The sequence below is a fragment of the Alkaliphilus crotonatoxidans genome (assembly GCF_054658015.1).
The window spans coordinates 267,443-289,855 of record NZ_BAAHXS010000006.1; the positions used below are offsets into that span (position 1 = coordinate 267,443).

Below are 22,413 nucleotides of genomic sequence, written 5' to 3' on the forward strand. Positions count from 1 at the left end.
GAGAGCTGAAGGATTAGTCAGCTCTCCTTTATGATTAATATGATTGATTGTAATGTGATGGGGCTGTCTTTCAGGGGAAGATCAACGGTGGTCAGGGTTAATACATTCTGTTCAATCAGATAGTTGACAGGGGGCTGTAGGACACCATTGATAAAAAGCTGCTGGTACGAAGTTTGGGTCGGGGTAGGGATTACTGCTTCTCCATACAGAGGAATTCCATCCTGGGCCGTATAGGTCCTTCCGCTGGCCAGACTGCTATATAAGAGGTCGGTCGCCTTAATCAGGCCTCCGGAACAGTCTTTAATAACGAGGGATTCCAGAATAATCGGGGCTCCTTCAGGGGGAATATCCTCTGTTGTCAGGGTTAATTGCCCTTCTTGTACCGCATAATTTGAATGGGGCTGAAGGACACCGTTTATAAACAAATTAAAGAAGGAAACCTGCTCTGGGTCGGGAATGCCGGTACTGCCATAGACCTTGATCTCGTCTTCATCTGTAAAAACCCTTTTCAAGCCTTTAGATACGGTATTATACTGAAAATTCAGCACTTCATATGGATTTGTAAAGGTACCCCATATTGTTGCTGTTAAGACTACCATTTCGCCAGCAGATAGGGTGCCGATCTGCCAAATAATCTGGCGCCCCCGGTGCGTGGCCTTGCCCTGGCTGGTACTGGATATTTGAATCTGGCTTATTTGATCTATCAGAAGGCTGTCGGTCAACTGTATATTGCTGACAGGGCCAAAGCCGTTGTTGGTAACCTTAATCTGAATATTCCAGGTATAAAGACCCTGGGGCTGAATCCTTAGGGGGCCGTCAAGAATGTACTTTTCAATGATTAAATTACCCAACTGGGTATCACAGTGCTGCCCTAGAGCCGGCCGACAATAATTTAGCTTCCTGCAGGGCTTATATTCAATATAATCTTCACAGGGGCCGGGTATATAATTCAAATCAAAGCTGGGGATAAGCATATCCATAAGGCCAATTACCTTAATCACCGATGAAATACCTGCCGAAAGCCTGAGCTGTCCTGTTTGCACTGAGGGTTTACCCAAGGAAACTGTGTTGGTTTCCACCATAATATCAAGGGTAAGCTCATCTCTGGTCTGAGGAATAAAGACCACCACGTTCTTCAATAAATCGGGTAAATTACCAGATATAATGGTGCCATCCCGGGTGAAGACTGAAAAGGGAATTCTCAAATGAAAGGTAATTCGTTTAAAATCAGGTCGGTGGGCCAGGGAACAGATTGTGAGACTCCCTTTAACAATGTGACCCGGTTGAAATTGAATTCTTTCAAATTCATGATTCCCCAGGTCTATCGAAACATCCTCAAAGCAATTTCTCTGCTTACATTGACTAAATACCTTTTTCAAGCTGACACAAGCTGGTTTTTGATCCTTGATGAAATCCAGCACCCTAATATTAGGGCCCGATGCAACGTTTGACAGCCAACAGACCTCCCCCTTCAGTCGACGGCCAACCCCAAGGGCCCTGCTTAGGGAACGCAGTCCAGTCCACTGAAAGGCTCCTGTCACCTCAAAAACAGCAACCATCGATTTGCCTGGAGACAAAAAGTCAAGCTGCCAAATTATTTGATCCTCTAAAAGGGTATATTTTCCCGGTATATTGGAAAGGGGTATAATTTTCTTTATCTCATCCAGCAGAATATAGTCGGTGACGATTACATTTTCAATAGTAGATTCCGTAAGATTGGTGATTTTGATGGAAAACCGCCAGCTCTTTACTTCCCCCCGAAAGGCCGTTAAGGGCTCTACAATAATTCGTTTTTCAAGATTTAAGGGAGGTGGACAGCTATCCCTTTTAGGTAAAACCTTAATATTAATGTCTGACGAAGGCCCTCCGTTAATTTCGATAGAATCGATTTTTCCCACTGCTTCGGCGATGCTTAACCTTTCAGCCCCTTCCCCTTCAAAGGAAGCTACAATATCAAACACTAAAAATACTGCTTCTCTGGCTTTTAAAGGGCCTGCCCTCCACTCGATGGCTTTGTCGATCAGGCTGGCTCTTCCCTGAGAAGCACTAATGATTTTTATCTGTTCAACCCTGGAAGCTAAAAGACAATTCCTGACGATTGCTTCAGTCACCTCTTGGTTGCTTTCATTATATAACATCATTTCTATCCGCCAATGGGCCGACCCCCCTCTGCCAATTACCAGGGGGCCATCGGTGATGGACTGGCTTAAATGCAGTCCCTTTAATACCTCAATGGCCCTTCCCGAAACTGCCTGGGAACGTAGATGGCCTGTTGAATCATTCCCCATGGCTATGACACGATTAAGAAATCGCAGCCCACTGGCCCTGAAGACTCCTGAAATAGTCATGGTAAGGGTCATTGAAGCTTCAGGAGCTAAAGCATCTATTTTCCAGGTCAAAGAGGGGCCATTCATATCAACCTCACCGGCGGACTGGGGGGATACCTCAAGCTGGGTCAACTCATCCAGTAAAATGCTGTCTGTTACAGTAATATTGTTGATGGGTAGGGGCCCATTATTGGTAATTTTAATTTGATAATGCCAAAGGGCCTGTTGACCACTATAAATTATATCAGGGCCAGATAAAACCTCGTTTTCTACTGTTAAGTATTGTTTAGAAGCCCCATAATCAATTTTAATATCCTCCACCGGGCCCCAGGTAATGCTGCCTTTTGGTGTATGGCCTGTGGCCTGGGCCCTATTTAAGGGGGTACTTCCATTACCTAGAAGGGTAACGAAGGAAATAATAATGGGTGAACCCACCAGGGGAAGATCCTGGGTTTTTAAAATAAGTCTTCCCTTTTCTATTTCATAGTTCACGGGGGGCTGCAAAACACCATTAATATAAAGGTTATAATAGGAAACCTCCCCTGGGTCTAATATTCCCTGATTACCATAGGCTAGAATCTCATCATCATTGGTATAAATCCATTTGTTGGCCTGGGCCTGGGCGTTGTACTGGTAGGTTATGACCTTGATGATTCCTTGATCAGCAAGGCGATTGATCCAATTAGAATGGCTGCCTGCCCCCATTCCATTTAATGATTTTTGTAGGCCTGCCTTTAAGAAATTATGGACAACTTTATCGTTTTTGCAAAGAAGCCGATTGATGGGTCCTGCACGCTCCATATCTATCACTCCAATTATAGATGAAAAACACAATGGTTTGTCATTATATATTCATTTTAGAATATGTTGATGATACAGAAAAAGAACCCTTTCATTAAAGACTTTTTCATGTTCTATTTAGATAAATAAAAAATAAAATTGATAGTATAAATCCTAGTACTCTGGGTCAGCTAAATCAACGGATGATCCCTGGTCAAATCCTGCCGTCTTACGCTGGAAAATTTGATCTTTCATTTATGATGACGCAAGGTACTAGATTAATCAGGGGGGATAAAATGAAGCTAGAGGGAAAAAAGATACTGGTGACCGGTGCCGATGGATTTATAGGTTCCCATTTGACAGAGGCCTTGGTCAAGAGAGGCTGCCGGGTACGGGCCTTTGTTCAATATAATTCCTTTAACACCAGGGGATGGCTGGATCATTCTCCGGAGGATATACAAAAAAGCATTGAGTTTTTTCCAGGCGACATTCGGGACCCCTACTTAACAAAGGCCGCAATGAAGGGCTGTCAGGTGGTCTTTCATTTGGCGGCCCTCATCTCAATTCCCTATTCTTATCTTTCGCCCCAGAGCTATGTTGACACCAATGTGACCGGAACCCTTCATGTATTACAGGCAGCTAGGGAATTAGAACTGGAAAGGATTATCCATACCTCCACCAGTGAGGTCTACGGTACGGCCCAATTTGTACCCATTTCAGAGGAGCATCCCCTGCAGGGGCAGTCTCCCTATGCCGCCACTAAAATTGGCGCAGACCAGCTGGCCCTCTCCTTTTATCGTTCCTTTTCTACTCCTGTGGCCATCATTCGTCCCTTTAATACCTATGGGCCCAGGCAATCTGCCAGGGCTGTCATCCCCACCATCATTTGTCAAATACTTCAAGGGGCTAGAGAAATTTCCCTGGGAGCCTTGTCACCTACCCGAGATTTTAACTATATTTTCGATACGGTAGCAGGCTTTATAGGGGTGGCCCAGTGTGATGAAGCCCTGGGAAAGGTGGTCAATATCGGCAGCGGGTACGAAATTTCCATTGAAGAAACGGTACAGCTGCTAGTTGAAATGATGGGAAGGAAGGTCGAGGTTAAGACCGATATAACCCGGCTAAGGCCCCAAAAGAGTGAAGTAGAACGTTTATGGGCTGATATTGAAAGGGCCAGGACTTTATTTTCCTATACCCCACGCTTTGGAGGAGGGGCAGGCCTGAGGAAGGGTCTTGAGGAAACTGTAAAATGGTTTAGCGAGCCGAAGCATCTCACGCTGTACCAGAGGGAAGGGTATGTAATATGAAAGCGCAGTTGAACATGGAAGGCTTGATCAAAAAATTAAGAGAGGTCTTAAAATCACCCGATAAACCGGTTCCCCTCCATGAGCCTTGTTTGGGGAGTGGAGAATGGAACCATGTAAAAAAATGTATAGATACAGGCTGGGTTTCTTCAGTGGGAAAACACGTAGATCAATTTGAAAGGAAGCTGGTGGAATTTACTGGAATAGACCATGCTGTGGCGGTGGTTAATGGTACTGCTGCTCTGCACCTTTCTCTTAAGCTAATGGGAATCAGCCCCGGAGACGAGGTATTGGTTCCGGCCCTAACCTTTGTGGCCACAGCCAATGCAGTAGCCTATTGCGGTGCTGTCCCCCATTTTGTTGACAGTGAAACCGTAACCCTGGGAATAGACCCCCATAGGCTTGAAGAATATTTGAAAAAAATAACTTATTATAAAGGGGGTCTTTGCTATAATAAGGTCACCCAACGCCCCATCAAGGCGCTGATTGTCATGCATACCTTTGGGCATCCCGTTGACCTGGCCCCTCTATCAGCCTGCTGCCACGCCTATGGACTGGAATTGATTGAAGATGCCGCAGAGGCCCTGGGCAGCTTTTATCAGGAAAAGCATGTGGGCCATTGGGGAAGGGTTACGGCCCTGAGCTTTAATGGCAATAAAATTGTCACCACCGGCGGCGGAGGGGCCCTTTTGACCGGAGACAGGCAAGTGGCAGAGAGGGCAAGGCATCTCAGTACCACCGCCAAACGACCCCATTCCTGGGCATTTTTTCATGATGAGGTGGCCTATAATTATCGTCTGCCCAATATAAATGCAGCCCTGGGCTGTGGACAAATGGAGCAGATCAATGAATTTCTTAACAGTAAAAGAAGACTGGCCTATCGGTACCACCAAGCCCTGGAAGGGGTTGAAGGGATTAGCTTTTTTTCGGAGCCGCCCCATTCTAAAAGCAACTATTGGCTCAATGCCATGCTGCTGGATGAATCCCTTGAACATCTACAAGGGGAGCTTCTTGGGGAGCTTCATCGGGCAGGGATTTTGGCTCGTCCCCCCTGGACTCCCTTGAATCAACTGCCCATGTATAGAGGGTGTCCCAGTATGAATTTAACCGTGGCTCCCAGTTTAGCCCAGCGGATAATCAACCTGCCCAGCAGTTCAACCCTGGGGGTGGGATTTGATGCGTAAAATATGTGTGGTAACCGGAAGTCGTGCCGAATATGGTTTACTGTATAGTCTAATGAAGGAAATACAGGGAGACCCAGACCTTGAGCTTCAGGTGGTGGTAACAGGAAGCCATCTGTCAAGGGAATTTGGATTAACCTATCAGGAAATTGAAGGGGATGGCTTCACCATCCATTGGAAGGTGGATATGCTCCTGGCCAGCGATATGCCCCTGGGGGTAACGAAATCCCTTGGGTTAGGTGTTATCGGCTTTGGTGAAGCCTTTGAATTTTTACAGCCCCACCTGGTGGTTGTATTGGGGGACCGGTACGAGATATTAGCAGCAGCCCAGGCGGCCCTCATTGCCCGGCTGCCCATGGCCCATATTGCCGGGGGAGACATTACGGAGGGAGCCTTTGATGAAGCCATTCGCCACAGCATCACCAAAATGGCCCACCTTCATTTTGTTACCAATGGTCATTCCTGGCAGGTTGTCAGACAACTGGGGGAAGACCCCCAGCATATTCATCTGGTGGGGAGCCTCGCCATAGACAGAATTAAGCAGTTAAAACTCCTGAAGGCGCCGGAATTAGAAAAGACCCTGGATATAGTCCTGCTTAATAAGAATCTTATAATTACCTTTCATCCTGCTACCCTGTCAGAGAAATCATCCCTTCAGCAGCTAAAGGAGCTGCTTTTGGCCCTTCATCAGCTTGGGCCGGAATTTGGGCTGTTTTTTACCAAGCCCAATGCCGACCCCCTGGGGAGAAGGATGATTCAGCAATTGGAAGCCTTTGTAGATGAGCATCCTAATGCCAGGCTGTTTGATTCCCTAGGACAGCGATATTATTTCAGCTTGATCAGCCTGGTGGATGCCGTTGTGGGAAATTCCTCCAGTGGACTTTATGAGGTTCCCTCCTTCCAAAGGCCTACGGTGAATATTGGTGATCGCCAAAGGGGCAGGCTGATGGCCGCCTCAGTCATTAACTGTTCCCCTGACCACAGGGAAATTAAAAAGGCTATTAATAGGGCCCTGACTATGGACTGTACTGCTACAGTGAACCCCTATGGGGGAGGCCGTACTGCCCAGGAGATACTAAAGATTATTAAAAAAACTACGGATTTTAAGTTACCCTTGAAAAAGAAATTTTTTATGCTTTAAGGGAAGGCAGGGCGGCGAAGATGGAAAAGCAAGTTTATGTTATTGCAGAAATCGGTGTTAATCATAACGGCTCCTTAAGGCTGGCAAGGGAGCTGATTGATGCTGCCCAGGAGGCGGGGGCTGATGCGGTTAAGCTGCAAACCTTCCGTACAGATCAATTGGTTACAGAAAAAACCCCCTTGGCGGCGTATCAAAAAGCTCAAGTTCAGGAAAAAGACCAGTATGAAATGCTGAAAAAACTGGAGTTAAGTCCTGAAGACCATCTGCGGTTAAAGGAATATTGTATACAAAGGAAAATACAGCTTATTTCCAGCCCCTTTGATATAGATAGTTTGGTATTTCTGGTCAATACCCTGTCGTTACCCATCATCAAAATTGCCTCAGGGGAGCTGACCAATGGACCATTATTATTAAAGGCAGCCCAATCAAATAAAAAGGTGATTCTGTCAACTGGTATGGCAACCCTGGGGGAAATTGAGGAGGCCCTGGGGGTGTTGGCCTACGGGTACCTGCAAAACGATGCCCTGCCTTCCCTTGTCGGCTTTAAAGAGGCTTATTTTTCAGAGGAGGGACAGCGGCTGCTGCTGGAAAAGGTTACACTGCTTCATTGTACCACCGCCTATCCTGCTCCCTTTCAGGAGGTTCATTTAAGGGCCCTTACTACGCTAATGAACTGCTTTGGCTTGATGGTGGGCTATTCAGACCACACTCAGGGTATTGCCCTGCCCCTGGCGGCAGTGGCCCTGGGGGCCCAGGTGATAGAAAAGCATTTAACCCTGGATCGGAGTCTGCCAGGGCCTGACCACAGGGCTTCATTAGAACCAGGAGAGTTTGCAGAAATGGTGAAGGGGATCAGGCAGATTCAGCAGGCCCTGGGCAGGCCCCACAAGGGGCCTGGGCCCACAGAGCTGAAAAATTGCAGCCTTGTTCGTAAAAGTCTGGTGGCTGCACGGCCCATACAAACAGGGGAAGCCTTTACTGCTAAAAACCTGGCCGTAAAAAGACCCGGTACAGGCATGTCACCCATGAAATATTGGGAGCTGATCGGCAAAACCGCCCAAAGGGCCTACGACGAAAATGAGGTAATAACATGAGGCTGGCCATATTCGGCGGTGGGGGCCTGGGTCGTGAAACGGCAGATATCGCTCTGGACCTGGGATACAGTCAGATTGTTTTCATTGATCAAGGGGTGAAAAGGGAATACAATCAATTTCCTGAGGTATCGGAAGCCAGCCTGTATGATCTGCTGGGGTGGGGATACCAATTCATCATCGGAATCGGATCGCCCCAAATCCGCCAGCAAATATGGGCTCGCTATCCCCGGCTTCCCTATGTTAATTTAATCCACCCGGGGGCCAGCTTTGGCTATGGGCAGCTGGAGGCATTGAATAGAAAGGTGGGAAATGTTGTCTTTCCAGGGGTTAGGATGACCAACGGAATTGAAGTAGGCAGCTTTGGCATCTATTATATGAATTGCACCATTGCCCACGACTGTGTTATTAAGGACTTTGTAACCCTTTGTCCCGGCGTCAATATTTCTGGCAACGTGAGGGTTTCCATGGGGGCCTATGTGGGGGCCAATGCTTGTATTTTGCAGGGCAGCTCCCTTCACAGCAAGCGAATCATCGGAAAGTTTTCCATTGTAGGGGCCGGTGCTTTGGTCACGAAGGATGTAGCCGATCATACAATAGTGAAGGGGATACCCGCAAAGCAGTGAGGAAAGGAAAGAGGCCTATGAATAATTGGAGGCGAGTTTTGGTTTCTCCCCATACTAAAATTGAAGAGACCATCAGGCTGATTGATTTACATTCCCTTCAGATTGCCCTGGTGGTGGATGAGGATAACCGATTGTTGGGCACAGTGACAGACGGAGATATTCGGCGGGGGGTTTTAAAGGGCATTTCCTTGAATCAGGCTGTTTCGGAAATTATGAACACAGCCCCCATTACTGTGACAGCAGATGAAAATGAAGACAATATGCTGAAAATCCTGCGGCGTTATCAAATCAGACATCTACCCAAGCTGAATGAAGCGGGGTGTATCGTAGACCTGGTTAGGCTGGAGGATTTATTGGAGGCCACTAAGAAGGAGCAATGGGTTATTATCATGGCAGGGGGGCTGGGAAGCCGTTTAAAGCCCTTGACCGATGGGTGCCCCAAGCCAATGCTGACCATTGGTGAAAAGCCCCTATTAGAGATTATTTTAGATCACTTTATTGAGCAGGGCTTTTTCCGGTTTTGCCTATCCATTAATTATAAAAAGGATCAGATTAAGGAATATTTTGGTGATGGTAGCCAATGGGGCGTTACAATTAACTATTTGGAGGAAAAGTTCAAAATGGGAACAGCTGGCTCCTTGAGCTTGTTTGATTATGAGACCACTGAGCCTGTAATTGTTATGAACGGCGATATTTTAACAAAGGTGAGCTTTGAAGAATTACTTAGATTTCATGGCAGCCACCAGGCAGCTGCCACGGTGGCAGTTAGAAGCTATGATTTACAGGTTCCCTATGGCGTTGTAAAGGTGAATCAGGAACAATTGACTGGCTTTGAGGAAAAGCCGGTGTATACTGCCTATATCAATGCTGGTATTTATGTTTTTCATCCCCGGATTATAAAGGGAATTCCTGTGAATACCTGCTTAGATATGAGCCAGCTTCTGGAGCAATTGCTGGTTCAGCAGGAAAAGGTTGTTGTTTTTCCCCTGAGGGAATATTGGCTGGATATCGGTGAATTAGGGGATTTCCATCGGGCTGAAAGGGATTTTAGCGAGGTGTTCCAATGAATTGTTTGGTGGTGGGCTATGGTTCAATTGGCCAAAGACATGTACGTGTTTTACAGGGGCTGGTCAATCGGGTGGCTGTCGTCAGTAAAAGGCCTGTAGCGTATCCGATTAGGTATTTTACCCTTTCAGAGGCACTTATGAAGGAAAAGCCCCACTATATTGTCATAGCCAATGAAACCCACAGACATTATGAAACCCTTCAGGAATTAATTGGCCTTGGCTTTCAAGGAATCATATTGATGGAGAAGCCGCTGTTTCATCAATATTTTCCTTCCTTTTCCCATGGCCTTAAGGGCCTTTATGTGGGATACAACCTTCGATTTCATCCCATTATACAGGGGTTGAAGGATATGCTCCGGCATGAAAGAGCCCTTTATTGCCAGGTTTATGTGGGGCAATATCTGCCCCATTGGCGGCCCAATCAAGACTATCGAAGCTGCTATTCTGCGGATACTGCCAAGGGAGGCGGCGTATTGCTGGATTTAAGCCATGAGCTGGACTATCTGGAATGGCTGCTGGGGCCCTGGCAGGCTATGGTGGCCCGGGGAGGAAAGTATAGCTCATTAAAAATCAACAGTGATGATCTTTGGAGCTTGATGATGGTCATGGAGGGATGCCCTATGGTACAGGTTCACATGAACTACCTGGACCCTGTGGCCAGACGGGAGGCGACCCTTTTAACAGAGGGGAACTCCTACAGGGCAGATTTGGTCAACCACAGGCTTCAAATCAATGATGAAGTAATTCAATACCAATTACAAAGGGACGATACCTACGAAATGGAGCATCGGGCCATTTTAGAGGGAAGCTTTGACAAGCTGTGTACCTGGCAGCAGGGGCTGACTGTACTGAAAATGGTTGAGGCTGCTAGAAAATCCCTAAAGGAAGGGGGCTGGGTCTTTGGAAAATAGGTTGTGTACCATCTGTGTACGGGCAGGCTCCAAGGGACTTGCCGGTAAAAATACCCGGATGCTGGGGGGAAAGCCCTTGATGGCCTATAGTATTCTACAGGCCAGGGCCACCGGTTTATTTCAGGAAATAGCCATAAGCAGCGACAGTGAAGATATTTTAGAGCAGGCCAGGAATTGGGGTGCCAGCTGTTTCATTAAAAGGCCTGCCTCCCTGGCCACCGATGAAGCCCCTAAAATTCCAGTTATTCAGCATGCACTACAGCGGGCTGAGGAGCTGACGGAAAAAACCTTTGATGTGGTGGTGGATTTAGATGTCACCGCCCCCCTGAGGCTGGTATCGGATATTGTTGGGGTTCTTGAGCTACTGGAAAACAGCCGAGCCTCCAATGTTATCAGCGGAACCCCCTCCAGACGCTCCCCCTATTTTAACATGGTGGAGCTGGATGAGGCAGGCAGGATAAAGCTGTCGAAGCCTTTATTAAGGCCCTTGACCTGCCGTCAGGAAAGCCCCATCTGTTATGATTTGAATGCTTCTATCTACGCCTGGCAACGGGAGGCTCTGTTAAGGGGAAATGGAATCTTTTTTGATGATACCAGGCTTTATATCATGCCGGCGGAAAGGTCAATTGATATCGACAGTGCCCTAGATTTTAAACTGGTGGCATATTTAATGAGGGAGAGGGGATATAGTATTGAGTAGTACCCATTATCAGGATCTATTCAGATTAGATAATAAAACTGCCATCGTGACCGGCGGTTTGGGAATATTGGGCAGGGTTTTTTGTGCCGGTTTGGCGGAGTTTGGTGCCAATGTGGTGGTGGTAGATTTAAGCAGTCAGGATGCCGAGGCCTTTGCCAAAGACCTGGGGGAAGCCTATGGAGGGCAAGCCCTGGGAATTGGCTGTGATGTCTCTTCTAAGAAAGCAGTAGACCGAATGGTGGAGCAGGTGCTGGATACCTTTGGAGAGATTAATGTATTACATAATAATGCCGCCAGTAAATCAGCCGATTTAAATGCTTTTTTTGCCCCCTTTGAAGAATATTCCCTGGATCAATGGCGTCAGATTATGGCTGTCAACCTAGAGGGGATGTTCTTAACAGCCCAGGCCGTAGGGGCCCAAATGGTAAGACAGGGAAAGGGGGGCAGTATTGTCCAGACTGCTTCAATTTATGGAATATTGGGGCCTGATCAGAGAATCTATGAGGGAGCCAGTTATTTAAATCAAAAGATCAATACGCCGGCCGTATATGCCGCCTCGAAGGCCGGGGTGATTGGACTGAGCCGATATTTGGCCACCTATTGGGCAGCAGAAAAAATAAGGGTCAATACTTTGACGCCAGGGGGGAATGAAAGCGGACAAAATCAATTATTTATAAAAAATTATGGCAGCAGGGTTCCTTTGGGTAGAATGGGGCAGCCCCAGGAGATGGTGGCAGCATTAATTTATTTGGCCTCAGATGCCTCAAGCTATGTAACGGGTCAAAATATCATAGTGGATGGAGGGCTAAGCGCCTGGTAGTAAAGGGGGATGTCTATGGAAAACAGTGATAAGGCTGTGGCCCTTGAAGTCAATCAAAGAGATCAAAAAAAAAGGTTGGTCAGATACGCCTGTTATCTTTCTGAAATGAGAGGGCTGCTTCATGAAATTAAAAAAGAAGCCCGAGGGCTGGAGGCCTTCTTCATTACCCAAAGGGAGCAAGAAAAACAGCAGCATGCCATCAGTTTTTTTGAAGCAAGAATTCAGGCCACGGTATACTATACCCTCAAAAACCTGGATGCTTATCAGCAACATGCTTGGAGGGAGCTGGCTGATTACGGTGAAGACAGGGGGGATCATGATGGAACCATTGAAAAGAAGGGGTAAGATGTTAAAAAATTCCCTTGAAGAAACCCTTTATGCCCTGCAAAGGGGACAGGATCAGACCGGTCTTCAACAGCTTTTTAATGGCCTGGAGGACCTGGAAAACCTGTTAATTCATATTTATTATGCAGAGGGCCCCTATATTGACGAGGAGGCGCTTTTAAAGGGGCTGCATGATCTTCATGGGGCCATTAAACATAGGGATATCGCAGCCATGACCGATACATTGGCGCTGACAATTCTGCCTCTGTTTGAGAAATGGATGGGGGGTGAAAGCAGTGATTATTGCCAGGGAGAATGAAAAAAGAGATATGTACAAAAAAAACCTGATGCTTCTAAATCCCTGGATAAAGGATATTTTAGAGAAAGTAGATGAAACGGTGCTATGGGAACGAATTAAAGTCACCTATTCTCCCGATGGGTACCCCATAGGCCACTATTGTGAAGGAGATCATAGCTTTCAGATTACTGGCACCGACCCCTGGCAGGAGGCCGGTATCTGGTGTGATAACGTACCCATAGAGGGTAAGGGTGCTGTATTTATGTATGGGAGCGGCTTTGGTTATCATCTATCGGAGGTGTTTAAGCGAAAGCAGGCCCATACCCTGGTCATTGTCTTTGAGGAAAATTTATACCTCTTCGCTGCTATGCTCCACTATTTTGATATGGAGGCCATTATCAGCACCCAAAAAATTGTTTTTCTAGTGGGAGATATAACGGATTTCTCAAAGGCCTTCGATCAATTGTTCTTTAGTATAGTCTTTGCCAACTGTACGGTCCCTGCCCTGTACTTTACTCCCTTGGCCCAGAGAAACTGGAAGGAGCAGTATATGAAGATTCACCAGTATGTATTCTCTCAGTTGGGACTCTATGTATTCTATATCGGTAATGATCATTTAGACAATTTAATTGGTCTGCACAATCTTTTAGCCAATCTCAAAGAAATCTTAACCAATCCTTATTTAAGCTGCCTTAAAGACCAATATCAAAATATACCGGCCTTTATTATCGGCAACGGCCCTTCCCTGGACAAAGGCCTTGAGGACTTAAAGAAAATACAGGATAGAGGCTTGATTATATCAACGGAATCGGCCATTATTCCCCTGTTAAGAAACGGAATCAAGCCCCATATTCTCACCATCATTGAACGAACCAAATATACCTATGAATATCATTTTAAAAATGTTGACTATCCCCAGGACATGGCGCTGCTTTGCCTAGGCTTGGTTGACAGGCAGGTTTATCCAGCCTTTCCCGGGGCAAAAATTCCCCTTTTTCGCAGACAGGAGGCCATCAATGAGTGGTTAAACAGGTTTATAGGAGATGGCAGTGCCCTGGAGGCAGGAGCCAATGTTTCCCACCTGGCCCTGGAGCTGGCGGTTTATTTGGGGGCTGACCCCATTGTGTTTGTAGGTCAGGACTATGCCTATGGGCCTGAGGGGGTGACCCATAGCAAGGATGCCCTTTATTTACAGGAGGAAGGGAAACGGGCCAGGGAGATTTTAGAGGCTAAGCCTGTGGTTTATGTAGAGGGAAATGAGGAGCAGCAGGTTGCCTCTAATCAGCTTTGGGTTGACTTTAAGCAGGGGCTGGAGGGAAAAATCGCCACTCATTCCCATAAGACCATTATCAATGCCACCGAGGGAGGGGCTAAAATAAAGGGAGCCCAACGGCAATCCTTAAAGCAGGTAATTGAAGGCTACTGTAAGGATACAATCGAAAGGCCGGTGCATCAGTTGATTTTAGACCATAGGGCCCGGTTGTCTGTTTCTGAAAGAATACCGAGGCTTATGGCTTTGCTTGAGAGTATCGAAAGCTATGCCAGATTGTTCCGAAGCCTTAGCCAGAGGGCGAGCAAGGGAAAGCTCACCTGTAGAAAAATGATGGTCCTTTCCAGGGAACAGGACCAGGAAAAATATCGGCCTATTTTGGAGGGGGCCTATCAGAATAATATAGCGGCCTATCAATTATTTATTAAGGATGACTTGGTTCGCTGCTTTTGTCAGCAGGTAATTTTTATCTATTATCACTTAATGAATCGCCAGGGCTTGTTGGATACACCAGAGAAAATTACAGAGATATTTGGTATTCAGCATGATTTTTTTCAGCATCTCAATGTGGTATGCCAGAGTGTATCGGTTCACTTGGAGGATGCCCAGGCCAATATCAGACAATTGCTGGAGGTCTTGAATACCGGCGGAGAAGGGGGGCAGACTGAAAATGAGTGAAGTGCTTCAGCGCAAGCTGGATCAATTGATTAAGGCTCCTGAAACAGCTGAGCTGTTGGTTGAAATTGGCATCTGCCTTCTTGAGCTAGAGGACTGGGAAAATAGCGAATTATATTTTGAAAGGGCCTATCGGTTGAATGCTTATTATCATCCCCTTATCCTCCATTACGGTGAGGTTTTATGCCGACTGGGTAAAACAGCCAGGGCCCTTCAGCTCTATGAAAACTATTTAGCCCAGGCAGAAAGCAGAGAGATTAAAGAAAAGCTGGGGGATTGCCATTACCAGCTGGGGCAGTATAAGGCCGCAGAGGAAATTTATACCACCCTGGGGCAGCCTTAGAAGGGAGGAAGCAATTACGATGGAAAAAAATCAGCTAACCCTCTGTATCCTCACAAAGGATCATGAAAAAATGCTTCCCCACACCCTGAAATTAATGAAGCCCTTGGTGGGGGAAATCCTGGTGATGGATTTTGCTTCCAAGGACCAAACCCCTTCCCTGGCCAGGGAAGCAGGGGCCAGGCTCTATTCGTTGGAAGGGAATACCTATGAAAGCCATGCAAAAAATCTGGCCTTGAGTCTGGCCAGGGGCCGATGGGTGCTATTTCTCTATGGAAGCGAATCAATTTCCCAAAAGGAGCTAGAGCAGCTTTTGATCCATTTGAAAAATCCCAATGCAGAGGGGTATCTGCTTCACTTGGTGCCTCATTTTAGTAAGATGCCTATTCTAACGGCCCTTCAAGGGCTTCGTTTAATTCGTAATCGGCAGGAATATCAATTTAACTGCCTTGGGCGAATTGACGACGAGGTGTTAAGCAATGTCAGAGCCTTGAAGATCAGCGTTATACAACAAGAAAAATTTTATTTAACCACCATCGGAAATTACCCCTTAGATAAAACCCAGGAATATCAAGAAGACAGCTTTTTTCAATATCAGTATGGAGTCAGGTGTATCAATGAGCAGCAATATGAAGCCAGTCTCCCATACCTTCATAAAGCCTGTGGGCTGGTAAATTTGGATTATTTATTCGCACCTCACCTGTATAAATGCCTCTGCTGGGTCTATCTCACCCTAAAAAGGTACCATGAAGCCATAGTCGTGGCCACCGAAGGAATAGGCCATTTTCCATTTTATCTGGACCTTTATGTCCTTCGGGGGGAAGGCCGCAGGCAGTCAGGTCAGCTTCAGGAGGCCCTTGAAGATTTGAAAAGGGCTTTGGAAATTAGAGGGCAGGCCAATTATTTGATTCCAAGGCCAGAGATATCCAATACCATAGTTATAGAGACCCTGGGGGACCTTCATTGTCAGATGCTTAATTACGCCCGGGGGCTGGAGGATTATCTAAAGGCCTATGGTCAAGGACGGGAAAGCCAGGCTCTGTTAGGTAAGATTGGGCTCTTAAGCCAAAGACTAATGAATTTCAAGGGCCTGGAGGAACTTTTGGTGAAGGCCATGGAATTGGGAAGGACCCAGCAGGTAATTAAAATAATGGATATTTTATTTCAATTCCGGCAATATAGCTTGCTTTTAAGGTATTCTTCCGGACTGGAACAGTTTTTAGGAAAGGGAAATCAGGTTGCCAGTATTCAAGCTTACTGCTATGCTATGCTGGGTCAGACAAAAAGGGCTGAAAGATGCTTAAAGCTAGTTGACAAAGGGAGCACATTTTTTAGTATGCTTTTATTACAACGGATTGAACTCCATTGGGCTGGGGATCAATGGCAGAAAGCCAAGGAGCTGCTAGGGGAAATGGATCAGCACCCGGCCCTGGATTCAAAGGAAAAATCTCTGTATCACTGGGTTCACAGGCTGCTTTTGGTCGGCGAAGCCAATGGGGAATTAGAGTTAGATCAATATGAAAGCCTGAGAAGTATTATGGAAAACTTTTTATGGCTGCAGAAGGTAGAAAAGGCCAGATTGCTGCTTTTGCCCCTGTTAAAGATGAATGGAAAGGAACCTTTGGTATTGGTAGAGGCCTGGGCCCAGGTAGAGGACTATGAGGCTTTGAAGAATATTTTTTTGTCCATTGACAATGCTGCCCAACAGCTTCAGTTTAAAGAAGTAGTCATCGGGAAATTTATACGCTCAGGTAATACAGCTCTGGCCCAATCAATTTCAAAGCTGGGTGCTGTTAAGCCCCAGGGCCCTTTGGAACCTGTTTTGGCAGCCCTGGCAATCGAAGGGCAGCTTCAGGATTGGCTTTGTCAAAGCTTTCCTGAATGGTCAAGAGGAGTACAATGGAATGACAAGCGGGGTTCAATGGATAGAAGCAGTAACAGAAATTTAAAGAAATTTTACCAGGGCTTGACCGGGGAAAAAGGCCTTAAGTCAACCCAGGCGGAAGGATTTAATCCCGGCACGATTCATTATAAAATTGCAGTATATTATGAAGAAAACCGCAGGGAAAGGCAGGCCCTAACGGCCTATATACGGGGCCTACAATGGGAGCCGTTAAATGAAAAGCTATTAGAGAAAATAGAGGAATTGTATCGAAAAAAGCCAGATATACTGGAAGCGCTTCCCTGGGTTCAGGAAGGAAGCTATTTTACCTGTAAAGAGGATTTTATCGCCTATATTAGGGGGGCAATTCATTTTAAAAATCAGGAATTTGACGGGGCGTTAAGTTGTTTTCTTCAATTGGAAAAAAGTCAGGGTCTACAGATCATCAATGCTGGCTATGTTGCCACTTGTCTGTGGTTCCTTGAAAGGACAGAAGAAGCCACCCATTATTTATTACAATGTGCCCGGTGGCCTGAAGTGATTCCTGTTTTTTTATATCTTGGTATCAGCAAGGCGATTAAAATACTGAATAAGGGATATTGCCAATATCCCGATAGCGAGCTGATTGAGCTGGAAAAGAAACGGTTGAATAAGATATATAATTTCAGGATGTGCTGATGCACATCCTGATGAATAGTTAACCTGTTATTGTTGTGGTGGAGGTGGAGGATGGTGCAAAGTTATTAACTACCAATGTGATTGGCGCACTAACAGGTACTGTGGAGGCCTGGGAAATAACAACCTGTGAGCCGCCGGCACTGACGGTAAACAGACTGGACTGCTGAAGTACGCCGTTTACAAAGAGTAAATAATAGCCATTATCGGTTGTGACAGTGGTGAGGTTTCCTGTCATGGTGTTTCCAGCATCGTCGGTAAAGGCTGTGGCTGGAATGGTAATGGTATTGCCGACCCTGTCGGCATCGTCAAAATCATAAAAATATTTTTCCACCTCGGGATTAATATCGGTGTCAGTTGAGGTAACAGCACTCATAACAAGTTTAAATAGCTTTGTAGCCATGGATTATCCCTCCTTTTGTTTTGAAATACCATTTCTACTGTAGTATATTAATTTGCTTTTAGAGTTGCGCCATGAACTTTAGATTTAAGTTCAAAAGCGTTTCAAAAAAGACATTAATCCAAAAGGACTAATGTCTTAAGCTTTTTGATTCAAATTGAGCAGAACCTTTCCCTGTTGGTAATAGCTTTCCATCTCCTCGCGGGGTACCATGCTTCCCCCGGTGGCCCAAACTATATGGGTGCTTTGTATAAGCTGTTTTGCTGTAAAATGCTTTTCTAAATAGGGCCGGGAATGGAAAAGGTGATGCAGCCCAGAAAAGCCTGCACAGGCCGAGGGCTCTATATAGATTTCCTCTGTGTCGGCCAGCAGGGCCAATAGCTTAAACAGCTCCTGATCTGAAACGGTGAAGCAGCCATTTAATAGGGATTCTATGATGCTGCCCACCAAACGGGAGGGCCGGGGAACCGCCAGGCCGTCGGCAGCGGTTTTTCCGTCAAGACCTATGTCAAAAACTGAAATGCCGTCATGTAGACCAGTCATCAAGCCTAATAGCATACAGGGGGCGTGGGTGGGTTCGCCAAAGAAACAGTAAAGGTTGTCTCCAAAAATCTGCTTTAAGCCAAAAGCGACGCCTCCGGGGCCGCCCCCTACACCACAGGGCAGATAGACAAATAATGGATGTTCCTTATCTACGATGATACCCTGTTCTTCTAATTGTTTTTGAAGACCCTGGGCAGCCACTCCGTAGCCTAAAAATAGATCGGGTGAGCCTTCATCATCAACAAAATGACACAATGGGTCCTGGGCTGCTTGGCGGCGGCCCTCAGCCACGGCCTTTTGATAATCATCAGCATACTCTACGACCGTAACTCCCTTGGATCGAAGCAGATTTTTTTTCCATTCCCTGGCATCAGCCGACATATGTACGGTTACATCGAAGCCAAGGCCGGCGCTGATGATACCGATACTAAGGCCTAAATTCCCTGTAGAGCCAACGGCAATACGATATTGAGAGAAAAGGGCCTTAAAGGCTGTGTCAGCAAGAACAGCATAGTTGTCCTCCCATGAGAGCAAACCCCCTTCGATTGCCAGCTTCTCAGCAAATTTTAATACCTCATAAATTCCTCCCCGGGCTTTGATTGAACCCGATATGGCAAGATGACTGTCGCATTTTAGCAGCAGTTGACCAGGTATTTTTTGTCCATAATAATTGGATAGGGCCTGCTGCATTTGGGGAATTGCCCTTAGGGGTGATTCCACCATTCCATTCGTGGGCCTGGTGTCAGGATAACAGTGGGCCAGGTAGGGAGCAAATCTTTCAAGTCTTTCCCGGGCATCTTGAATATCCTTGGAACTAAAGGGCAACTGTTGAAGGGTGCCGTATTTTTCATTGATCCAAAAGACCTCCTGGTAACGGGTCATTTCCCCGATGAGCGGGTACTTCCTTTGTAGCCCTTCAATTGTTTGATTAAATTGATTCAAAGAATCACCTCCTTTTTTATTAAGCACTATTTCTTAAAAATTTTTGCCTTTTAAGACTCACATTAATTGGTATTTAAAAGTTTGTACAATACTTCACGGTCTAATTTTCCATCTTGCAGCATATAGGTTTTATTTATCCTTGCCTTCTGGTTTTTAAGCATGGTAGAGATATAAAGATACTGGTCATTAATAATTTCCATTAAATAAGTATCAGTTTCATCTTCCCTAGATGACAGCGCAATAGCTAGGTGAGAATCTAAATTATCATAGGGATGATTATTCTTTATTTCCTTTGCCTCAAGGGAGGTAATATAATCAACAAAACATTGAATAGTTTCAGGGTCGCTGATTGAAATACTCTGGTTTTGACTATATCCTTCTAAAAAACTAATTGATAGATAAGAAAAATTGCTGTTTGACAGCTCAAATAAAAGATCAGGGGTAGGTTTCATTATAAGAATTAAATAAATGGCTAGTATTGCAATAATGATCCATCTAACTTTTACTTTCAAGTATCAGACCCTCCTTTTAGCTAATGTTCTGGCACTTTTATAATCACAATTATAACACTAAAATATAGATTATTAAACAAATACTGGATTATTTCAATTTTATTCCCTTACCCAAGGAACCAAAATCAACCAAATGGACTTAAATGAAAGGCGAGATGCCATTTTGTAAAGTGAAACGCAATATTTGAAACCGACAACTGAATATTTGTAAACGAAACGCAGTTTTTGTACTCGAGAAGCCAGTTTTGAAAACAAAAAGCCACTATTGTAACCCAAATGCAGTTTGATTTTCCGAAAAATCTGGTGTATTATGGGTTAAAATGGGCATGCCAAACAGAGATCGACTCCCTCTCGATTTTTTTGTAATCGGAGAATCCACCCCTGTTTTATGGATTAAGCATGGATAGTTGGCAGCGCAGTACTTAGTTTCTAATGTTACTTTTTGAGAAGACTTTGTTTTAGCGTGATGTTATCGGCTGCAACCGGTGAACATCCGAGTTTATGCAAAACCTCTTCTCCGTGGTAGAAGCTGAACGTTTCGTATGGGCTACGATTGTTCAGCTTTTTTCTTTTGTAGGAATTGATATGATTCATCATCGTTGTGATGTCTTCCTGAACTAGGTGATTAAAGCTTGTCCCTTTAGGAAGCACTCTACGAATCAGGCAATGATTGACTTCAATAGCCCCCTTCTGGTGAGGACAACCGGCATCGCAGTAATAAATCCGTGTGCGCAAATCAGGCCCATACTCAATAGCCTTGGGATTGGAAAACTCACTACCATTGTCCGTAAGAATAACAGGAAACAGTTTTCGAAACGGTTCACGTCCGAGCCGTTGATCAAGGTCATTAAATATATCAATTACCGATTGAGAGGTATTGGATTCCCTCAGGAAAGCAAGCATCAGATTAGTTTCTACGAAATGTATTGTTAGTAGGCACTTACCACCCTGGGAACCAATTACAGTGTCCATTTGGACGATCGCAGTATCAGGATTATCGTCAATGAAGCTTTGGAACGCCTCGTAGTTGCGACCAATTCTGCAGCCCTTGTCTACTTTAAATTCCGGCTTTTTATATCGCTCGCGGAACTTTACTTTCCTGGGTAAATCAATATTGCGCACATCGAGCAAGCAGGCATCGATGTAGTTATAGATGGTTTTTTCACTACACATTATTTCATCTTGATGAGTAACATAAATCTGATGGATGGATTGTCCCTGCTTCACCAGCGGACTGATAATTGCATTAAGTCTGGCTATCTCTTCTTCGCTGACACACAGACCACTACGGGATTCAGAAATAATTTTATGAGCTTTAACATGAGCATGCTCCGCATGGTAGAGGTTTTTCATCAAAGTACACTTACTGATCTGCTCGCAGCCATTGCAGACGTAAGGTACCCGAAATCTTGCAGTACAGATTTCCTCAATGAAGTCAGGGCAGTTGTGGTTACACTTTTGACAGAGTTTGCAGTATGCTGCTGAAAGCCTCGAGCATTCCTTGCCGCAGAGCCTTTTCTTTCTACAGTTAATACGGTTTTTGCAAGCATTGTATGGAAACCCTGGATATCCAGTGGCTACTTCTGCAAGATGCTTACGGACTTCTCTGGAAATCGTTGTCGGATTCTTATGCAATCTCCGAGCAATTTCTTTAAATGATACACTCTCTTTTAGGTATTTTTGAAGGGTTAGCCTCTCTTCGTATGTAAAAAACTTAGACATATTTTACTCTCCTTTTTGCCGCCAACCCATTTAGAATATATGGCAGAGAAAAGGTTTGTAAATAAAAAGATTGGTTCAAGACCAATCTTTTGTAAGCCAGATTGCAACCACCTGGAATTTATTCATTTTATCGCTTTATATATTTTAATTTCAATTGAAAGGGTTGCATTTCGATTTGCAATTAAAGAATCAACCAAATGGCGTCTAAAAAAGAAAAAGAGAAGGGAAGTTGACGATGAAAAGGCTAAAGGTTATGAAATCAAGCTTTATCATGGCGGTATTTATCTTTTTAATGACAGCGAGCTTTTCAAATGCCTGTTGGATGTATCTTGAACCTGGGGATTTAGTTAAGGCAGATACCATTATTGTCGGGGTGGTAGAAGGAAAAACAGGAGAAGTTGAAAAAGAGAGATTTAATGAGATTGCCTGGCGGGTACAGGTGAAATATTATTTAAAGGGAACCGGTGAAGAAGCCTATATCACTGTAACAACACCACCGGAAAATGTAAGTACCCACTATAGCTTAGATACAGGGGGAAATGAGGTATTACTATTCCTTACTGAACAGGAGGGCTATTTTACTCCCCTAAGCCCCCAGGCTGTGGTGCCCATTGCCTTTAATGAGATATCCTCTACAAATATTACATCAGGTGAAGCCCTTTTAGAGGAAATTACAATCCTTGAAGACACCATAGAGGAAGCCTACCGAAATGAATTGACAAAACTATTAAAGGAGTTTTCCGTCAGGGGAGTTGAGACAATAGAAAAGGAAGCAGTAGTTGGGAAATCAGCTCCCCAAGAAGGGGATTTTAAGCTGGCCTATCTTTCTCTACCCGGTGCTTTATTGGCCGCCGGCCTATGGGCTGTTTTAAAAAAATAGGG

General features: G+C 45.2%; 20 protein-coding genes. 15 read left to right on the plus strand and 5 right to left on the minus strand.

What is annotated here, in order from left to right; genetic code table 11:
• Positions 1-17: 17 nt before the first annotated feature.
• The gene (locus ACYQ1I_RS13305) at positions 18-3,128 is read right to left on the minus strand and encodes a DUF4183 domain-containing protein (RefSeq protein WP_459766104.1); all 3,111 of its coding nucleotides are present in this window, start codon (positions 3,126-3,128) and stop codon (positions 18-20) included.
• A 275-nt stretch (positions 3,129-3,403) separates the two neighbouring features.
• On the opposite strand from ACYQ1I_RS13305, the gene ACYQ1I_RS13310 reads away from it, so the two are divergent.
• The 14 genes from ACYQ1I_RS13310 to ACYQ1I_RS13375 are packed head-to-tail and all read left to right on the plus strand — an operon-like array spanning position 3,404 to position 17,415.
• Positions 3,404-4,414, plus strand: a complete 1,011-nt coding sequence (locus tag ACYQ1I_RS13310; protein ID WP_459766106.1) for an NAD-dependent 4,6-dehydratase LegB — start codon at positions 3,404-3,406, stop codon at positions 4,412-4,414.
• Complete coding sequence (locus tag ACYQ1I_RS13315) at positions 4,411-5,595, plus strand: LegC family aminotransferase (RefSeq protein ID WP_459766108.1); 1,185 nt, start codon at positions 4,411-4,413, stop codon at positions 5,593-5,595. The genes ACYQ1I_RS13310 and ACYQ1I_RS13315 overlap by 4 nt, the downstream gene beginning before the upstream one ends.
• Positions 5,588-6,733 (plus strand): UDP-N-acetylglucosamine 2-epimerase, encoded by a 1,146-nt coding sequence (gene neuC / locus ACYQ1I_RS13320; protein ID WP_459766109.1) that lies wholly within the window; start codon positions 5,588-5,590, stop codon positions 6,731-6,733. Before ACYQ1I_RS13315 ends, neuC begins: the two co-directional genes overlap by 8 nt.
• 20 nt (positions 6,734-6,753) lie before the next feature.
• Positions 6,754-7,827: an N-acetylneuraminate synthase gene (gene neuB, locus ACYQ1I_RS13325; protein ID WP_459766111.1), complete on the plus strand. Its 1,074-nt coding sequence runs from the start codon at positions 6,754-6,756 to the stop codon at positions 7,825-7,827.
• Positions 7,824-8,450: a PglD-related sugar-binding protein gene (locus ACYQ1I_RS13330; protein ID WP_459766113.1), complete on the plus strand. Its 627-nt coding sequence runs from the start codon at positions 7,824-7,826 to the stop codon at positions 8,448-8,450. Before neuB ends, ACYQ1I_RS13330 begins: the two co-directional genes overlap by 4 nt.
• Before the next feature lie 17 nt (positions 8,451-8,467).
• Positions 8,468-9,517, plus strand: coding sequence for a nucleotidyltransferase family protein (locus tag ACYQ1I_RS13335; protein WP_459766115.1), 1,050 nt, complete (start codon positions 8,468-8,470; stop codon positions 9,515-9,517).
• Positions 9,514-10,428, plus strand: a complete 915-nt coding sequence (locus ACYQ1I_RS13340; RefSeq protein WP_459766117.1) for a Gfo/Idh/MocA family protein — start codon at positions 9,514-9,516, stop codon at positions 10,426-10,428. The genes ACYQ1I_RS13335 and ACYQ1I_RS13340 overlap by 4 nt, the downstream gene beginning before the upstream one ends.
• Positions 10,418-11,128 carry an acylneuraminate cytidylyltransferase family protein gene (locus tag ACYQ1I_RS13345; protein WP_459766119.1) on the plus strand — a complete coding sequence of 237 codons (711 nt, stop codon included), beginning with the start codon at positions 10,418-10,420 and terminating at the stop codon, positions 11,126-11,128. The genes ACYQ1I_RS13340 and ACYQ1I_RS13345 overlap by 11 nt, the downstream gene beginning before the upstream one ends.
• Entirely contained in the window at positions 11,121-11,948 is an 828-nt protein-coding gene (locus ACYQ1I_RS13350) for an SDR family oxidoreductase (protein WP_459766121.1), read from the plus strand. Before ACYQ1I_RS13345 ends, ACYQ1I_RS13350 begins: the two co-directional genes overlap by 8 nt.
• 15 nt (positions 11,949-11,963) lie before the next feature.
• A complete protein-coding gene (locus tag ACYQ1I_RS13355; RefSeq protein WP_459766123.1) occupies positions 11,964-12,293 on the plus strand; it encodes a hypothetical protein in 330 nt (109 codons plus the stop codon).
• A complete protein-coding gene (locus ACYQ1I_RS13360) occupies positions 12,268-12,591 on the plus strand; it encodes a hypothetical protein (protein ID WP_459766125.1) in 324 nt (107 codons plus the stop codon). The genes ACYQ1I_RS13355 and ACYQ1I_RS13360 overlap by 26 nt, the downstream gene beginning before the upstream one ends.
• Positions 12,569-14,518, plus strand: coding sequence for a motility associated factor glycosyltransferase family protein (locus tag ACYQ1I_RS13365; RefSeq protein WP_459766127.1), 1,950 nt, complete (start codon positions 12,569-12,571; stop codon positions 14,516-14,518). Before ACYQ1I_RS13360 ends, ACYQ1I_RS13365 begins: the two co-directional genes overlap by 23 nt.
• The gene (locus ACYQ1I_RS13370; RefSeq protein WP_459766129.1) at positions 14,511-14,858 is read left to right on the plus strand and encodes a tetratricopeptide repeat protein; all 348 of its coding nucleotides are present in this window, start codon (positions 14,511-14,513) and stop codon (positions 14,856-14,858) included. Before ACYQ1I_RS13365 ends, ACYQ1I_RS13370 begins: the two co-directional genes overlap by 8 nt.
• A 19-nt stretch (positions 14,859-14,877) precedes the next feature.
• The gene (locus tag ACYQ1I_RS13375) at positions 14,878-17,415 is read left to right on the plus strand and encodes a glycosyltransferase (protein ID WP_459766130.1); all 2,538 of its coding nucleotides are present in this window, start codon (positions 14,878-14,880) and stop codon (positions 17,413-17,415) included.
• 19 nt (positions 17,416-17,434) lie between these two features.
• On the opposite strand, the gene ACYQ1I_RS13380 is transcribed toward ACYQ1I_RS13375, so the two are convergent.
• The 4 genes from ACYQ1I_RS13380 to ACYQ1I_RS13395 all read right to left on the minus strand — a co-directional run bounded on the left by ACYQ1I_RS13380 (position 17,435) and on the right by ACYQ1I_RS13395 (position 21,531).
• On the minus strand, positions 17,435-17,815 hold the full coding sequence (locus ACYQ1I_RS13380) for a DUF4183 domain-containing protein (protein ID WP_459766131.1): 381 nt from the start codon (positions 17,813-17,815) through the stop codon (positions 17,435-17,437).
• A gap of 135 nt (positions 17,816-17,950) precedes the next feature.
• Positions 17,951-19,297, minus strand: coding sequence for a D-serine ammonia-lyase (gene dsdA, locus ACYQ1I_RS13385; protein WP_459766133.1), 1,347 nt, complete (start codon positions 19,295-19,297; stop codon positions 17,951-17,953).
• A 62-nt stretch (positions 19,298-19,359) separates the two neighbouring features.
• Positions 19,360-19,809 carry a hypothetical protein gene (locus ACYQ1I_RS13390; protein WP_459766135.1) on the minus strand — a complete coding sequence of 150 codons (450 nt, stop codon included), beginning with the start codon at positions 19,807-19,809 and terminating at the stop codon, positions 19,360-19,362.
• A gap of 435 nt (positions 19,810-20,244) precedes the next feature.
• Positions 20,245-21,531 (minus strand): IS30 family transposase, encoded by a 1,287-nt coding sequence (locus ACYQ1I_RS13395; RefSeq protein ID WP_459761661.1) that lies wholly within the window; start codon positions 21,529-21,531, stop codon positions 20,245-20,247.
• Between the two features lie 235 nt (positions 21,532-21,766).
• Here ACYQ1I_RS13395 and ACYQ1I_RS13400 point away from each other — a divergent pair, with 235 nt between their 5' ends.
• The gene (locus ACYQ1I_RS13400; RefSeq protein WP_459766137.1) at positions 21,767-22,411 is read left to right on the plus strand and encodes a hypothetical protein; all 645 of its coding nucleotides are present in this window, start codon (positions 21,767-21,769) and stop codon (positions 22,409-22,411) included.
• Positions 22,412-22,413 lie beyond the last annotated feature (2 nt).

Coding starts and splice junctions, on each gene's coding strand:
- ACYQ1I_RS13375 (WP_459766130.1), top strand. CDS start 14,878: ATGGAAAAAAATCAGCTAACCCTCTGTATCCTCACAAAGGATCATGAA.
- ACYQ1I_RS13330 (WP_459766113.1), top strand. CDS start 7,824: ATGAGGCTGGCCATATTCGGCGGTGGGGGCCTGGGTCGTGAAACGGCA.
- ACYQ1I_RS13380 (WP_459766131.1), bottom strand. CDS start 17,815: ATGGCTACAAAGCTATTTAAACTTGTTATGAGTGCTGTTACCTCAACT.
- neuB (WP_459766111.1), top strand. CDS start 6,754: ATGGAAAAGCAAGTTTATGTTATTGCAGAAATCGGTGTTAATCATAAC.
- ACYQ1I_RS13310 (WP_459766106.1), top strand. CDS start 3,404: ATGAAGCTAGAGGGAAAAAAGATACTGGTGACCGGTGCCGATGGATTT.
- ACYQ1I_RS13355 (WP_459766123.1), top strand. CDS start 11,964: ATGGAAAACAGTGATAAGGCTGTGGCCCTTGAAGTCAATCAAAGAGAT.
- ACYQ1I_RS13335 (WP_459766115.1), top strand. CDS start 8,468: ATGAATAATTGGAGGCGAGTTTTGGTTTCTCCCCATACTAAAATTGAA.
- neuC (WP_459766109.1), top strand. CDS start 5,588: ATGCGTAAAATATGTGTGGTAACCGGAAGTCGTGCCGAATATGGTTTA.
- ACYQ1I_RS13400 (WP_459766137.1), top strand. CDS start 21,767: ATGAAAAGGCTAAAGGTTATGAAATCAAGCTTTATCATGGCGGTATTT.
- ACYQ1I_RS13370 (WP_459766129.1), top strand. CDS start 14,511: ATGAGTGAAGTGCTTCAGCGCAAGCTGGATCAATTGATTAAGGCTCCT.
- ACYQ1I_RS13315 (WP_459766108.1), top strand. CDS start 4,411: ATGAAAGCGCAGTTGAACATGGAAGGCTTGATCAAAAAATTAAGAGAG.
- ACYQ1I_RS13360 (WP_459766125.1), top strand. CDS start 12,268: ATGGAACCATTGAAAAGAAGGGGTAAGATGTTAAAAAATTCCCTTGAA.
- ACYQ1I_RS13305 (WP_459766104.1), bottom strand. CDS start 3,128: ATGGAGCGTGCAGGACCCATCAATCGGCTTCTTTGCAAAAACGATAAA.
- ACYQ1I_RS13340 (WP_459766117.1), top strand. CDS start 9,514: ATGAATTGTTTGGTGGTGGGCTATGGTTCAATTGGCCAAAGACATGTA.
- ACYQ1I_RS13395 (WP_459761661.1), bottom strand. CDS start 21,531: ATGTCTAAGTTTTTTACATACGAAGAGAGGCTAACCCTTCAAAAATAC.